The organism is Streptomyces sp. NPDC006259, from assembly GCF_042870975.1.
Taxonomy (GTDB): domain Bacteria; phylum Actinomycetota; class Actinomycetes; order Streptomycetales; family Streptomycetaceae; genus Streptomyces.
Map to the genome: position 1 here is coordinate 650508 of NZ_JBIAHY010000005.1, position 13567 is coordinate 664074.

The 13567-nt window shown below is 69.4% G+C and carries 11 protein-coding genes and 2 pseudogenes; 8 read left to right on the plus strand and 5 right to left on the minus strand.

The window, feature by feature from the left end:
• The first annotated feature begins 413 nt into the window (after nucleotides 1-413).
• Both ACFYO5_RS23620 and ACFYO5_RS23625 read left to right on the plus strand, forming a co-directional pair.
• Entirely contained in the window at nucleotides 414-1061 is a 648-nt protein-coding gene (locus ACFYO5_RS23620) for an RNA polymerase sigma factor (RefSeq protein ID WP_388711837.1), read from the plus strand.
• A complete protein-coding gene (locus ACFYO5_RS23625) occupies nucleotides 1058-2116 on the plus strand; it encodes a CU044_5270 family protein (protein ID WP_388711840.1) in 1059 nt (352 codons plus the stop codon). The genes ACFYO5_RS23620 and ACFYO5_RS23625 overlap by 4 nt, the downstream gene beginning before the upstream one ends.
• 377 nt (nucleotides 2117-2493) lie before the next feature.
• Here ACFYO5_RS23625 and ACFYO5_RS23630 read toward each other — a convergent pair whose 3' ends face one another.
• Both ACFYO5_RS23630 and ACFYO5_RS23635 read right to left on the minus strand, forming a co-directional pair.
• Nucleotides 2494-3432 carry a RimK family alpha-L-glutamate ligase gene (locus ACFYO5_RS23630; RefSeq protein ID WP_388712317.1) on the minus strand — a complete coding sequence of 313 codons (939 nt, stop codon included), beginning with the start codon at nucleotides 3430-3432 and terminating at the stop codon, nucleotides 2494-2496.
• Nucleotides 3432-3713 (minus strand): hypothetical protein, encoded by a 282-nt coding sequence (locus tag ACFYO5_RS23635; RefSeq protein ID WP_388711843.1) that lies wholly within the window; start codon nucleotides 3711-3713, stop codon nucleotides 3432-3434. Before ACFYO5_RS23635 ends, ACFYO5_RS23630 begins: the two co-directional genes overlap by 1 nt.
• A gap of 145 nt (nucleotides 3714-3858) precedes the next feature.
• Between ACFYO5_RS23635 and ACFYO5_RS23640 the strand changes: the two are divergent.
• Nucleotides 3859-4156 (plus strand): annotated as a pseudogene (locus ACFYO5_RS23640) (serine hydrolase); the annotation flags it as partial.
• A gap of 143 nt (nucleotides 4157-4299) precedes the next feature.
• Here the strand turns inward: ACFYO5_RS23640 and ACFYO5_RS23645 are convergent.
• On the minus strand, nucleotides 4300-6555 hold the full coding sequence (locus ACFYO5_RS23645) for an MMPL family transporter (RefSeq protein ID WP_388711846.1): 2256 nt from the start codon (nucleotides 6553-6555) through the stop codon (nucleotides 4300-4302).
• A 390-nt stretch (nucleotides 6556-6945) separates the two neighbouring features.
• Nucleotides 6946-7211: pseudogene (locus ACFYO5_RS23650) on the minus strand (TetR/AcrR family transcriptional regulator); the annotation flags it as partial.
• Nucleotides 7212-7364: 153 nt separating this feature from the next.
• On the opposite strand from ACFYO5_RS23650, the gene ACFYO5_RS23655 reads away from it, so the two are divergent.
• Nucleotides 7365-8384, plus strand: coding sequence for an aldo/keto reductase (locus ACFYO5_RS23655; RefSeq protein ID WP_388711848.1), 1020 nt, complete (start codon nucleotides 7365-7367; stop codon nucleotides 8382-8384).
• 73 nt (nucleotides 8385-8457) lie between these two features.
• A complete protein-coding gene (locus ACFYO5_RS23660) occupies nucleotides 8458-8655 on the plus strand; it encodes a hypothetical protein (protein ID WP_388711851.1) in 198 nt (65 codons plus the stop codon).
• A gap of 332 nt (nucleotides 8656-8987) precedes the next feature.
• Here ACFYO5_RS23660 and ACFYO5_RS23665 read toward each other — a convergent pair whose 3' ends face one another.
• Nucleotides 8988-9671 carry a TetR/AcrR family transcriptional regulator C-terminal domain-containing protein gene (locus tag ACFYO5_RS23665; protein ID WP_388711854.1) on the minus strand — a complete coding sequence of 228 codons (684 nt, stop codon included), beginning with the start codon at nucleotides 9669-9671 and terminating at the stop codon, nucleotides 8988-8990.
• Between the two features lie 117 nt (nucleotides 9672-9788).
• Between ACFYO5_RS23665 and ACFYO5_RS23670 the strand changes: the two genes are divergently transcribed.
• The 3 genes from ACFYO5_RS23670 (at nucleotide 9789) to tpg (ending at nucleotide 13546) form a co-directional block, all read left to right on the plus strand.
• Nucleotides 9789-10496 carry a DUF4386 domain-containing protein gene (locus tag ACFYO5_RS23670; RefSeq protein ID WP_388711857.1) on the plus strand — a complete coding sequence of 236 codons (708 nt, stop codon included), beginning with the start codon at nucleotides 9789-9791 and terminating at the stop codon, nucleotides 10494-10496.
• Nucleotides 10497-10768: 272 nt separating this feature from the next.
• On the plus strand, nucleotides 10769-12982 hold the full coding sequence (tap, locus tag ACFYO5_RS23675) for a telomere-associated protein Tap (protein ID WP_388711860.1): 2214 nt from the start codon (nucleotides 10769-10771) through the stop codon (nucleotides 12980-12982).
• A gap of 6 nt (nucleotides 12983-12988) precedes the next feature.
• Nucleotides 12989-13546, plus strand: a complete 558-nt coding sequence (gene tpg / locus ACFYO5_RS23680) for a telomere-protecting terminal protein Tpg (protein ID WP_388711863.1) — start codon at nucleotides 12989-12991, stop codon at nucleotides 13544-13546.
• The last annotated feature ends 21 nt before the right edge of the window (nucleotides 13547-13567 follow it).

Below are 13567 nucleotides of genomic sequence, written 5' to 3' on the forward strand. Positions count from 1 at the left end.
CTCGTTGTTCCATCTTGCGCGTCACGCCCGCCCGTCCCCGCCGTTCCGGGCTGCTCAAAGATGCTCACTTCCGCCAACGCCCATGTGTCTCCAGGGGGTGCAGTCGGAGTGTGGGCGGGGCACCGCGACATCTTCGCGAGGGGTGTTGGGCATGCGGCCGGGGGAGGGGCGGCGTCTGGGCCGGTGCACCAGGCAGTGCCGGCACAGCCGACAACGCACTCGGCGATCCAGCCCGACAGGTGAGGACACAGGCGCCTTGCCGCGTGGCCGGGCGCCGTGGCCGGCTGGAAGCATGGGGTAGCAACAAGCGCACGGCGCGCGGGACGGCGCCGTCGGCCGGAAGCGCGTGGCGGGCGGCCGTCGGTGTGGCGCAGGACACGGGAACGGGGCGGGGCCTGTGGAGAGAACAAGGTGTGAGTCCTACAGAACCCAGTGAATCGTTGCGGGCGCGAGTACGGGCGGGGGACCGTGCGGCATTCGCGGACCTGTACGACCAGAACGCCCGCACCGTCTACAGCCACGCCCTGCGGCTGACCGGCAACTGGTCGGAGGCCGAGGAGGTGATGTCCGAGACCTTCCTCGGCGCCTGGCGTACCCGAGGGGCGCTGGAGCCGGAGGGCGGTTCGCTCACACCGTGGCTGCTCGGCATCGCCACGCACAAGGCGCACAACGCCAACCGCGGTCTGCGCCGGCGGCTCGCCTACCTGGCGCGTACCCCGGAGCCCCGGTCGGTGGCGGACTTCGCGGACGAGACGGCCGGCCGGATCGACGACGCCCGTCGCCTCGCGTCGGTCCACGACGCCCTGCGCCGGCTGAGTCGCCCGGACCGTGAGGTAATCGCCCTGTGCGTGGGCGCCGGGCTGGACTACCAGCAGGCCGCCGAGGCACTGGGCATTCCGGTCGGCACCGTGCGGTCCCGGCTCTCGCGGGCCAGGGCGCGACTGGCCCGGTACAGCGCCCGTCCGGCCTCCGCGAGAAGTGCGGAACCGCGTGACCGTCGCGGAGAGGAAGAAGATGAGGCCGCGATCGCGGCCCTGTTCCTGCAGGAGGAGACCCCATGAACGCCGACAACCTGCGCGCCGGCTCCGCCCGGAGTGAGGCAGAGGAGCTGCTGGCAGCCTCGGCCGACTGGGACCTCTCGCCAAGCCGCCGTCTTCACCACAAGGACCTTCTGATGCAGCAGATCGATCACGAACTCAGCGCTTCCAAAGAAAAGTCACCCGCCTCCTCCCGTCGCAGGCTGCCGCGCCTGGCTCTGGCGTTGCCCGCCATGTCACTGGCCGTGGCTGGCGCCCTGGTCGTCACGCTCTCCGGCGGCGACCACGGTTCCGCGCCCGCAGCCGGGTCCACGGCTTCCGCACCGGCCCGGGCCGACGGCGCAACCGTCACTCTCGGCCGGATCGCTGCCGCGGCCATGAAGACGGAGACACCGCCGGTGAAGGAGGACCAGTTCGTGTACGTCCAGCGCCTGGCGCGCGAGAACAAGGGCGCCTTCGGCGGTCCCGTGATGCTCGGCGCGGCGCACAGGGAAGAGAGTTGGATGGCTCAGGAGCCCGGGAGCACCACCACGACCGGCTGGCTCCGCGCAAGCGGGAAGGAGGCCGTGATGCCTGGTCAGCTGATTCCCCTCACCTCCGCCACACCCGTGGGCCCCGGTCTGTGGTACCCCACCTACGCGTGGCTGGCCTCGCTGCCCACCGACCCCGACGACCTGCTCGAACTGCTGCACGCCCAGACCACGGTGGGAGAGGGCGAGTCGGAGGACGAGGCCGTCTTCAGGACGATCGGGGACCTGCTGGGACGCGTGATCATGCCGCCCGCGACCGCCTCCGCCCTGTACAAGGCCGTCGCCCGCATCCCCGGCGTCACCTGGATCCCCGACGCCGTCGACGCGGCCGGGCGCCACGGCGTCGGCATCACCCACAAGGACTCCGGTTCCGCGACCCGGTCCGTGCTGATCTTCGACGGGGACACTCTCGCCTACATCGGCTCGCAGGGGTACTTCGTCGGAGGAGCCCAGGGCACCGCGGGCGACGTGCTGTTCGGTACCGACGCCGTCATGGACCGCGGGGTCGTCGACCGGCAGGGGGAGGTGCCCGCCAAGGCCGCCGGATGAAGTCGGCCCGTACCCGGGACGGTCGACCACGGTCAGCGGGTGGAGCCGGCCCCGGACGCCGACTCCGGACCAGATCAGGGACCGGCGATAGGCTGCTGGGAGCATCTGGCGGGCCCTGGTAGGCGCTTGATGCTTGCGCATCTCCATCGGCGTCGGCGACCGATCGGGGAAACCCTGACGACGACGGTTCGGACGCCGAGTCAGGGCGTGGAGAGCGGGGCTGCCCGTGCGTCCGGAAGCCGGGGCGCCGGGCTGAGGCTGGGGGGTCAGGGGATGCCGGTGCGGCTGGCTTGTGCCCGGTGACAGGCTTCGACGCGGCGTCCTTCTCGGCGAGTGCGTGACGGGCAGCCCGGCAGGGTAGATCGTGTGGCGAACCCTTATTCTTCCCTGTCGCAGGAAAGCAGGAAGTCGAGGAAGTGGTCGGCCAGCGGTTCACCCATGAGTGGCTGAAGGAAGAGGAACTGCCCCTGAGGGTTAACCTCGAGCCACACCGGCTCCCCCTGCGGAGTCAATTTGATGTCGATGATCCCCATGCGCAACTCGAGTTTCCGGAGCACAGCGACAACCTGCCGCGCCACATCCTCGGGGACGACCCATTTGGATATCGGTACCCTGAGATCGGCGCGCGAGTCCAGGTTGTCGGTCTCGATCAGAGCGGCATACATCTTGTCGCCGAAACAGTTGAGCCTCACATGCCGACGCCCGGGGATGTACTCCTGATACATCGCAGGGCACGCGGTGAAGGACTCCTCTGGGATGTTGGCCGGGTCATCGACGTACTCCGTGAACATCATCGGGCCAGGCACACCCACCATGGGCTTCACGATGACGCGCCCAACTTGTCGGGCGAACTCGATCACATCGGCACGCGACTGGGACACCAGCGTACGGGGTACGCGGAATCCGGCCTGCCGCGCCACGGTAAGCTGATAAATTTTGTCGGCGGCGCGACTGGTGGCCTCGGGAAGGGAAATCCACTGCCCCTTATACGATGCCGCGAAAATACCGTTGAATGCTCCGCGGGACTCGGTGTTCACCACGCGTCGCTGATGATCGTCTACCGCGTTCTCCCACGCCTGCTGCCTTGCCATCGTCCTTCGCCACCAGACCACGGAGACGTCACTGAGGGGGACTGAATATCCCTCACCCGTCAGGATGGTGTCAGGTGCGTCTCCGTGGGAGCTCCAGGACAAGCTGTGACGGCCGCTGATCTGGTCGCATTCGGCGATGTGAAAGTCGCGATATCCACGGCAGAATGCCGTATGCTGCACGACTCGAGCGTGAAGATCATCCTTGACCGAGACGGTGAGGATCATCAGCACATATCCGGATCCGTGATCGAGTCGTCCCATATGCCGCCGGACAGTGATTCGGACGCCATCCGTGACAGTGGAGTTTCCGCATCCACGTTGATGCCGGTGGTCTTCCGGAAGGAGTCTTCCCACTCCTTCAATTCCTCCGGCCCGGTGACTAGGCGGCGGCCATCAGATTGCACGTGGAAGACGATCGGTGGTGGAGTATTCACGACGCCTTCCGCATCCTTCGGGAGAGATTCTCCAAATCTGAAATATGACGACGACATCGACATCACCTTCATCTTCCTTGGGTCATCGAGTCTCTTACCAGGATAGGCGCGAAAGGGCAACCCTTGCATCCCGGCGGGAGATGGCAGGATTGTTACTCTGTCAATTAAGAGCTCGTCACACGATCATGGGCGGCCCTTCTTGAGCCGTCGCCGGCGGATGAGGCTGCAAGCCAGGGAGACGAAGGCGTCGTGGAGTTCGGCCCGGCGTTCCCGGCGGACGGCGAAATGGACGGCCGCGATGAACAGCAGGAGGCCGATGCCGCGGAACGGCAGTCTCCGGATCGGAGGCGCCGCCAAGACCTTCACCGCCACGGTCGTGCTGCAACTCGTCGGCAAGGGGCGAACGTCCCCTGCGGACACCGTCGAGCAGTGGCTGCCCGGAGTCGTCCAGGGTAACGGCCAACGACGGCAGCCGGATCACCGTGCGGCAGCTGCTGCAGCACACCAGCGGCATCCGTGAGGACCGTCCGTCAGTAGCGTCCCTTGGCCCACGCTTCCGGCGAGTTCCCCGCCGGTTCCGCGGTGGACTTCCCGGCCTGGGCGCTGCTCGTCAACGACCTCACCCGGTTCGAGCAGGTCACGGCCCCCGTCAGCGTCCCTAGGCGCGGGCCGGATCCCCCTCTTCCTCACCCTCGGTGTCCACGTGCGGCAGCATCCGGTCCAGCCACCGCGGGGTCCACCAGGCGGACTTGCCCAGAAGAGTCATGGCCGCGGGCACGAGCAGCAGCCGTACGAGCGTGGCGTCGATGAGCACGCTGGCGGCGAGCCCCAGGCCGAGCATCTTGACGACGATGTTGTCGCTGATGATGAAGGCCGCGAAGACGCTGACCATGATGAGCGCGGCGCAGGTGATGACCCGCGCGGTGATCTCCAGGGCGTGGGCGACGCTCGCCTGCGGGTCGCCGGTGCGCAGCCACGCCTCGTGGACGCGGGACAGCAGGAAGATCTCGTAGTCCATGCTGAGCCCGAAGACGCTGGCGAACATCATCATCGGTACGTAGCTCTCGATCGGCACCTCGCCGGAGACGCCGAGCGCCGGACCGCCCCAGCCCCACTGGAAGACGGCCACCACGACACCGTACGAGGCGGCGATGGACAGCACGTTGAGCACCGCTGCCTTGACGGCGACGAGCACGCCGCGGAAGACGATGAGGATGATGAGGAAGGCGAGGCCGACGACCACCGCGATGATCAGGGGCAGCCTGCTGGAGACGATGTCCAGGAAGTCGACCTGGGCCGCGGTCGTACCGGTCACGTACGTACGGGCGTCCGTGCCGGAAACCGCTCGGGGCAGGACATCGTCCACGAGACGGTTCACCAGGGCGGTGGTGCTCTCGTCCTGTGGGGCGGCTGCTGAATACGCGGTGCCGATCAGGACGTCGCCGTCCGAGGTCGGCGTGAGGTCGGTGATCGTCGCCGCGCCCTCCACATCGGCCAGGGCCTTCTGCGCGGCGGTGGCGAGCGCGGCACGGTCGGACTGCGGGACGTCACTCTGGTCGATGACCAAGGTCATCGGGCCGTTGGACCCCGGCCCGAACGCCGAGGACATCAGGTCGAACGCGCGCCTGTCCGTGAAGGACTTCGGGTCGGCGCCGTCGCCGATGTGCCCCAGCTGGATGAAGAAGAGGGGGATGGCGAGGACGGCGAGGACCATGGCTCCGGACGCCAGGAACCACCAGGGGCGGCGCTCCACCCGCTGCGCGTAGCGGTGCCAGGTGCCGTGGGACTCCTCGCCGGGTTCGGCGTCGGTCTCGGCGAAAGGTCTGCGCACCCGCAAGCTGTCGATCCGTCGGCCGGTGAGCCCGAGTGCAGCCGGGACGAGGGTGAGGGCGCCGAGCACGGCGGTGACCACGGTGACGGCGGCGGCCAGGCCGAGCTTGCCGATGAAGCTGATTCCGGAGACCCACAGGCCCGACAGGGCGATGACGACCGTGCAGCCGGAGACCAGCACGGCACGACCGCTGGTGGCCGTTGCCAGGCCGGCCGCCGTCACGGGGTCGCACCCGTTCATGAGCTTCTGGCGGTGCCGGGTGATCAGGAAGAGGGAGTAGTCGATGCCGACACCGAGACCGATCATCGTGGCGAGCGTCGGCGAGACCGTGGCGAAGGTGAACGCGGCGGCCAGCAGGCCGAGGAGGGCCAGGCCGCAGATCACGGCGATGAGCGCGGCCACCAGCGGCAGTGCCGCCGCCACGACGCTGCCGAAGCCCACGAGCAGGACCAGGACCGCCACCCCGAAGCCGATCGCCTCGCTGGTGCGGTCATCGGCTTCGGGCCGGGCCAGTTCACCGAGCGGACCGCCGTACTCCACCGTCACACCGGCCGATCGCAGCGGCTGAACGGCCGTGTCGACCCCGGATAGGTAGGACGGTCCCAGCGTGGAGGGCTGCACGTCGAACTTGACGGTGATGTACGCCGTCCTGCCGTCGGTGGAGAGCGGGCCGACGTTCTGCGTCCCGGTGGACGGCGTGGTGCCCGGCGCGGGCAGCGGGTTCTGCGCGCTCAGCACATGGGGCAGCTTCTCCAGGTTCGCCACCGCGGTACCGATCGGGTCGCTGACATCGGTGAGCGTCTTCGAGCCGTCGTGCAGGACGATCTGGGCCCCGTATCCGCCGGCCGCGGGCTCATGCCTCTTCAGTACGTCGAGGCCTTCCTGCGACTGGGAGCCGGGCAGGGCGAAGTCGTCCGAGTACGCGCCGCCGTGCGTCCGGTCGAGGATCTGGAGCCCCACCAGGGCGGCCAGCCAGAGGACGAGGACGGTCACGCAGTGGCGGGCGCACCACTCGCCGACGCGGCGCAGCCGACCCTTGCCAAAGCCGCCGGCGCGCTCGACTGCGGGCTGTGGCGTTGGCATGCGTACTCTCCCGACGGCCATCGGCGTTCGTGCGGCCACAGTCCATGGGAGCTCGGGGCTCCCGAGAAGTGGTATCGGACTACGCCATTGAAGGGGGCCGCGAACGCCCCGGCATGTCCACACGGGCGAACGGGTGACGGAGGACACGGTGACCCGGGCGCGGGCACCGCGGGAGCGCGCCGCCGGTGTCGAGGTCGAGAGGCCCTTCTCGACAGCCACCTCCCTATGCTCGACCTGATCGAGCAACTGGTGAACGACTACAAAGCCACGGATCCCTCGGACTCCCGCTCGGTCGGCCTGGGATACGCCCTGCGAGTCCTTGGCCAGTCATACGCCGAACACCCCGCCTAACAGCAGGAATGGCGCCCATACCTTTCGGTGACAGGCCCTGGTCGCCAGCAGGACTGGACCGGCCTCGGCGCAGGCATCGGCCTGGTGTCGGTGGACGGCGATGATGAGGTCCGCTCGCGTCGGGAAGTGGCGGTAGATCGTGCCCACCCGACCCTGGCCCAGGCCGCGATGTCGCGTACCGGCGCTTCCACGCCCGACGCGACGAAGACCGCGGCGGTCGCTTCGGGCAGGGCCTTCTGGTTGCGCCGGACGTCCTTCCGCCTGGCCGGGGCCGACTGCCCTGCACCCTCGTCGCTGTGGTTCACCGCGCCGCTCCTCCCCTCATCGCTTGCAAAAGCGGAACGAGGTTCCGTATAGTTCCGGAACGAGGTTCCGTTTTGCTCATGATGCCAGAGCAGGGACCCGGCAACCAAGCCATGCAATGCATCACGCTCAACCCACCATGAGGAGACACGGTCATGCAGTACCGCACCTTGGGCCGCACCGGTTTGCAGGTCAGCACCCTCGCGCTCGGAGCGATGAACTTCGGAAAGATCGGGCGCACCACCCAGGAGGAGGTCACTGCCATCGTCGACGCCGCCCTGGAGGCGGAGATCAACCTGATCGACACTGCCGACGTGTACAGCGGCGGTGAGTCGGAAGAGATGGTCGGCAGGGCCATCGCGGGCCGCCGCGACGACATCGTGCTGGCCACGAAGGCGACCATGCCGATGGGCGACGAGCGCAATCGCCGGGGCAGCTCGCGCCGCTGGCTGGTCACCGCACTGGAGGACAGCCTGCGTCGGCTCGGCGTCGACCACGTCGACCTCTACCAAATCCACCGGTGGGACCCGAACACCAGCGACGAAGAGACCTTGTCGGCGTTGACCGACCTACAGCGCATGGGAAAAATCCGCTACTTCGGCTCCTCGACCTTTCCGGCCCACCGCATCGTGCAAGCCCAGTGGGCCGCCCGCGAGCACCACTTGAGCCGTTACGTCACCGAACAGCCCAGCTACTCGATCCTGCAGCGCGGCATCGAGACCCACGTGCTGCCCGTGACCCAGCAGTACGGGCTCGGTGTGCTGGCATGGAGCCCGCTGGCCTCGGGCTGGCTGTCGGGCGCGATCCGCGAGGGCAGTGAGATCACGACCAGCCGCTCAACGTTCATGCCGCAGCGCTTCGACACGGCCATCCCCTCCAACCGGGCCAGGCTCGACGCCGTCGAGCAACTGGCCAAGGTCGCCGACGAGGCCGGCCTGACAATGATCCAGCTCGCGCTCAGCTTCGTGACCGCTCACCCGGGCGTGACCAGCGCGCTCATCGGCCCCCGCACGCTGGACCACCTGCACTCGCAGCTTGCCGCCGCAGACATCACGCTCTCCGCCGACGTACTCGATGCGATCGACGCGATCGTCGCCCCCGGCACCGACCTCGCCGCACACGAGAAAAACGACACTCCGCCCGCGCTGCTCAACCCGTCCTTGCGGCGGCGCTGATCGTCCCAGTGAGAGCCTCCACATCCACTTGTGTGACATCCCGAAGCTGCTGCGAAGTGACGAGTAGCTCAGCGTGAGGCTCTCCCTGTCCGCCCCGCCCGCGTCGTACACCGCGGCGGTCGAGCGGTACTTCACCGGCGCGGGCATCGCGAAGTCCTCCGCGCGGATCTACCGGATCTCGCTGACGACGTGGGGGTGGATGCTCACCGGCGAACCGTCGCCGACCGGGCCCGCCCGCCGGGCTCTAGTAGTGCCTCGTTACGTTGGGTGACCTCGCCTGGTGGCGGGCGCCTTCCCCGGTATGAGGCTGGGGGAAGTGGAACGGCTCCGCGGTGAGTGATCGGGGTTCGTTGCCGAGGTGTTCGGGTCGTTGCCGCGGCGGGATCAGCGGCGGTGGGGCGAGTGTTACCCGCGGGGTCTGATGCCGACCCGCGGGGTCTAATGCCCGCCTGACCCTCTACCAGGTCCTCCACGTTCTTCAGGACCTGCTGAGGTACTGGACCGGTACCTGCACCACCTGCGGACGCCCCTTGCCCCGCCCTCGGAGCAGCCGCAGACAGCCCGCAAGCTAACGAAGCACTGCTAGATCAGCCCCCGCACCCGCTACGCCTTCCGCGCGGACGTCCAGCCTCGGCGGCGGAGGCTTTCGAAGCCGTCCAGGAGGAGGTCCAGGGCGAATTCGAACTCGAACTGGTCGTCGCAGCCGCCACCGACCGTGGAACCCCCGTCGTGTGCGGCCGTCGCGGCCAGTTCCGCGATGTGCGGGTAGCGCGCCGCCAGCCCGGGGTCCGGCGGTCCGGAGGGGCCCGAGGTGTCGAACAGTTCCTGGCTGAAGCCGAGCAGGCGGCTGCCCATCGCGTGCATGACGTGGTGCGTGAGGTCGGCGGAGAGGCCGCCGTCACGGAAGCTCCCGGCCATCGAGTCCAGGTACGACAGCACGGCCGGGGTGGGGCCGGTCCGCGACTCGATGACCCGGGCCGCCCAGGGGTGGCGCAGCAGGACTCGCCGGGCCGAGAGGATCCGCCCGCGGACCACGCTCTGCCAGTCGGGGCCCGTGGTCGGCGGGTCGATCTCGCCGACCACGGCGTCGACCATGCCGTCGAGCAGCTCCTCCTTGTTGGCCACGTGCTTGTAGAGGGCCATCGGTACGACGTCCAGCTCCTGCGCGAGCCTGCGCATGCTGAGCGCGTCGATGCCGGTGGCGTCGGCGAGCGCGACGGCGGCACGCAGGACGCGGCCCCTGTTCAGGGGGATCCGGTGGATGTGTGTGGCTTCCTGCCGGGTCATTACGGTTCGGCCTTTCTCTCCTCGACAGCCCCTCTCCTTGACGAGTGTACGCCGTACACCTATGCTCGCCGCGAGGTGTACGGCGTACACCGCCACCCAGTGAGGAGTACCGAGAAGATGAGTCCGGACCGGAGAACCGCGGTGGCCGCCGGGTCGCTGTTCCTGCTGACCGAGGCCGCCGCGATAGCCGGGGCCGTTCTGTACCGCCCCCTGTTGGGGGCGGCACACGGTCAGCTCGCGCAGGGCGCCGACACATGGGCGCTGCTTGGGGTGCTGTGCGAAGTGGTGCTGGTCGCGGCGGTGGCCGGCACCGGGGCGGCGCTGTTTCCCGTCCTGCGGCGCCACGGCGAGGGGCTCGCGTTCGGGTACGCCTTCGGGCGGCTGTTGGAGGCGGCCGTCATCGCCGTCGGGATCGTCGCCGTCCTGGCGCTCGTCACTCTACGGCGGGACGCGGGGGCGGCGGCAGGCGCCGACGTCGCGATGGTGGCCGTGCACGACTGGACGTTCCTGCTGGGGCCCAACATCGCCCTCGGCCTGAACACCGTCCTGCTCGCCTACCTGGCGTACCGCGCACGGCTCGTGCCGCGCTTCATCGCCGTGCTCGGGCTGGTCGGCGGGCCGCTGATCTGCGCCTCGGCCGTCGCCGTGATGTTCGGTGCCTACGCGCAGCTCTCCGTGGCGGGGTCGGCCGCCGCGCTCCCGGTGTTCGCGTGGGAGCTGGGGCTGGCCGGGTGGCTGATCGTCAGGGGTTTCGGGCCCGACTCAGGCACCGCGTCGCGGGCGGACAGAGAGGTGGTGGATGATCCGGCACGTGTCCGTCGGTGAGATCCGTCGGTGAGATCGGCCCGAGCTTGACGGCGAGCCGTCCGGGGACGCGCCAGGCCTTGCCCGGCGGGGAGCCAGGCCCTGCCCGACGGGGACCGTCATGATCTGCGAGAAGCAGCGACCGACGCGCGGCCGAGGCTCATCCCAGCCCGTGACTTGAGCCCTCCACGCTGTCTGGCCTTGGACCAGGGCGCGTTCCGTACGCGCTAAGTACGCTGAACATACGCTATCTGTTCGCTTCATGGGCTAGAGTGCGGCCTGGGAGGTGCTCCATGTCCGAGTTGTTCGATCGGGTCGATGCGCTGGTCGCGTCCCGGTCTCCGTTGCCGCCGCCGGCGGCGCGTAAGCGGCTGCGCCAAGCGCACAGCCTGACCCTGGATGAGGTCGCGGCCGCCCTGGATGTGCGGCGGGCAACCGTCAGCGGCTGGGAGGCGGGCAAGACCGAGCCCCGGCCGCCGGAGCGTGACGCGTATGCGCGGATGCTCAAGCAGCTCGCGGAGCTCTACCCCGCCCCGGCGGTGCCCGAGACGTTCACCGGCGAGCCCGCCCCCGCTGGGGAAGTGCGGACCGCCGCGGGGCCGGTCTCAGAGGCTGCGGCCATGACCGCGACCGAGAACACCCAGACCCCTGCCCCCGCAGCCGCTGCTCCGACGGCCGCGCCGCCTCCGGCGCGCACCGTCGGGCCGTCGTCGGCGTCGCGCCGTCCGGTCGCGCGGAAGGCGGCCCCGACCAACACTCCGGCGGCTGGCACGGATCCGCGGTTCGAGAATGGTCCGCTGGCGGTCGTCGACGTCGACGCCGACGGCCAGGTGCTGGCGTACTGCGTCGGCGGTCTGGTCCTGGAGGTGCCCGCAAAGAGCCTGCCGTCCCTGGTGGAGTGGACGTTGAAGGAGGCAAAGCTCGGGGCGCCGAAGCTGTCCGGTCCGGGTAAGGACGCCGACCCGCTGCTGGTGCTCACCCCGTCCGCGCTGGAGCGTTACGGCCTGCCCACCACCCTCACGGACGAGGAGCGGCATGCCGGGCGGATTCCGGAGGGCCACAAGGTCGTCAAGCAGCTGACCCGCTACGACTGGAAGCTCACGAAGCGCGGGTTCGGGCCGTGGGCGCGGATCTACCGCCCCGCCACCGGTTCGGAGCGGGCCTGTGTGCAGCTGTGCATTCCGTCGTGGAACGCGCTGGACACCCGGCACTGGGGTGGGGCCGCGCAGCTTGCGCCGGCGGAACTCGCCCGGGTGCTCGGCGTGTACGCGTCCCGGGTGATGACGCCGCGCGGATCGACCGCGGTGACCGGCCTGGAGCTGATGACCGCACTGCACCCGCCGACCCGCGCCTCCGAGCCCGACGCGACAGGCAAGCGGCACTCCGAGCACAACCCCGGCAGCCTGGGCAAGGACCCGGTGGACTGCGCACCGTGCGAGGCACCCGACGGGCACCCGCTCCTGGCGGACCTGCCGCGCTTCCACATGCGCGGCCCCGGGGAGAAGCTGTTCGAGGAGGCGTACGACTGGGCGCGTCCGATGACGGATGCCGAGTGCACCCTGCGCCACCTGGTCGGCATCGACGTGAACATGGCCTTCGCCGCCGGCGCCAACGGCCTGACCGTCGGCCTCGGCGCGCCCACCCACGTCAAGGCCCCGGTGTTCGACGCGAAGCTGCCCGGCTCCTGGCTGGTCGACCTGTCCCATGTGGACCTGTCGAGGGTGAGGGTCGGCAAGGACAAGTGGGCGGACCTTGACGCCGGTCTGCTGCCCTCCCCGTTCACGCCGAAGGGCGAGCGCCCGACGGGGCCGGCCTGGTACGCGACGCCGACCGTGGCGTACGCGGTGGAGCTCGGCTACGAGGTACGGCCGCTCGAGGCGTATGTCCGCTACGAGAACGGCCGCTATCTGGACGGCTGGTACCAGCGGTTGCGGGACGCCTTCCTGACCACGATGGCCGACCTCGGCGTGCACGCGGACATGGAGCCGGCCGACTTCCTCGCCGCGATGGACGGTTACCGGAGCCGTGATCCGGAGCTGGCGGTCGTCGTGTCGGCGGTCAAGGCGACGGTGAAGGGCGGTCTGGGCAAGTTGCGCGAGCGCCCGCGTGGGGAGGGCTGGAAGCCCGGGCAGCCGTGGCGGGCCCTTGCCCGCCCGACGTGGCGGCCGGACATCCGCGCGGCGGTCATCTCCCGCACCCGGATCAACCTGCACCGCAAGATCGTCAAGCATGCGGCGTTCACCGGGCAGTACCCGGTCGCGGTCCTGTCCGATTGCGTGGTCTACGCGTCAGGCGGTGCCGGCCCACTGGATTTCCTGCCCTACCGGGACGGCAAGCCGCTGCCGGGCGGCTTCAAGCTCGGCATCAATCCGGGCCTGGTCAAGCACGAGGGCACCCAGTCCGTCCTGTGGGGCGAAGAGGTCCGCGAGCGGTTCGACGCCCCGGAACTCAACCTGGCCCGCTACATCAAGGACGGGCAGGTCACGGAGAAGGACAGCGGGGAGTAGCAGGCGATGAGCATGTTCGGGGACGGCCTGGACCATGCGGTGCAGCGGGCGTTCACGCGCCCGGTCCCGAAGTCGGCCGGCGCGCAGATGCGGTACCTGGTCAAGCAGTACAAGGGCACCAGGGCGGTCGCCCAGATGCTGCGGATCTCGCAGCGCACCGTCGAGCGGTATGTGAAGGACCAGATCAAGAAGCCGCGTCCGGAACTCGCCGCGCGCCTGGAGCGTGAGGTGAAGGCCCGCTGGCAGCCGCAGATCCGCGCCAAGGCCAAGGAGCGGGCGGCGACGACCGGCGGCATCGTCATCGACACCCGGGCCCGGCTCGGTTACACCGCGCCGATCGGGTCGACGGACCAGGACCGCGTCCGGCACCTGACCGTCGCGCTGCCCCCGCAGCACGCGGCACGTCTCTTCCAGGCCCAGGAGGCGGGTGCCACCGAGCAGCGTCTCCAGGAACTGGCCGCGGAAGCACTCAAGGAGGTGTACTTCCAGGACGGTGGCCGCCGCGCCGGAAGCCTGGAGGAGGTCCGCTTCACCGACATCGAACACCTCGAGTTCGACCTGTAGTCCCCGAACAGCGGCCACCGA

Excerpts from the sequence above, each read along its gene's own strand:
- tap (WP_388711860.1), top strand. The coding sequence starts at position 10,769 with ATGTCCGAGTTGTTCGATCGGGTCGATGCGCTGGTCGCGTCCCGGTCT.
- ACFYO5_RS23655 (WP_388711848.1), top strand. The coding sequence starts at position 7,365 with ATGCAGTACCGCACCTTGGGCCGCACCGGTTTGCAGGTCAGCACCCTC.
- tpg (WP_388711863.1), top strand. The coding sequence starts at position 12,989 with ATGAGCATGTTCGGGGACGGCCTGGACCATGCGGTGCAGCGGGCGTTC.
- ACFYO5_RS23625 (WP_388711840.1), top strand. The coding sequence starts at position 1,058 with ATGAACGCCGACAACCTGCGCGCCGGCTCCGCCCGGAGTGAGGCAGAG.
- ACFYO5_RS23670 (WP_388711857.1), top strand. The coding sequence starts at position 9,789 with ATGAGTCCGGACCGGAGAACCGCGGTGGCCGCCGGGTCGCTGTTCCTG.
- ACFYO5_RS23645 (WP_388711846.1), bottom strand. The coding sequence starts at position 6,555 with ATGCCAACGCCACAGCCCGCAGTCGAGCGCGCCGGCGGCTTTGGCAAG.
- ACFYO5_RS23630 (WP_388712317.1), bottom strand. The coding sequence starts at position 3,432 with ATGATCCTCACCGTCTCGGTCAAGGATGATCTTCACGCTCGAGTCGTG.
- ACFYO5_RS23665 (WP_388711854.1), bottom strand. The coding sequence starts at position 9,671 with ATGACCCGGCAGGAAGCCACACACATCCACCGGATCCCCCTGAACAGG.
- ACFYO5_RS23635 (WP_388711843.1), bottom strand. The coding sequence starts at position 3,713 with ATGAAGGTGATGTCGATGTCGTCGTCATATTTCAGATTTGGAGAATCT.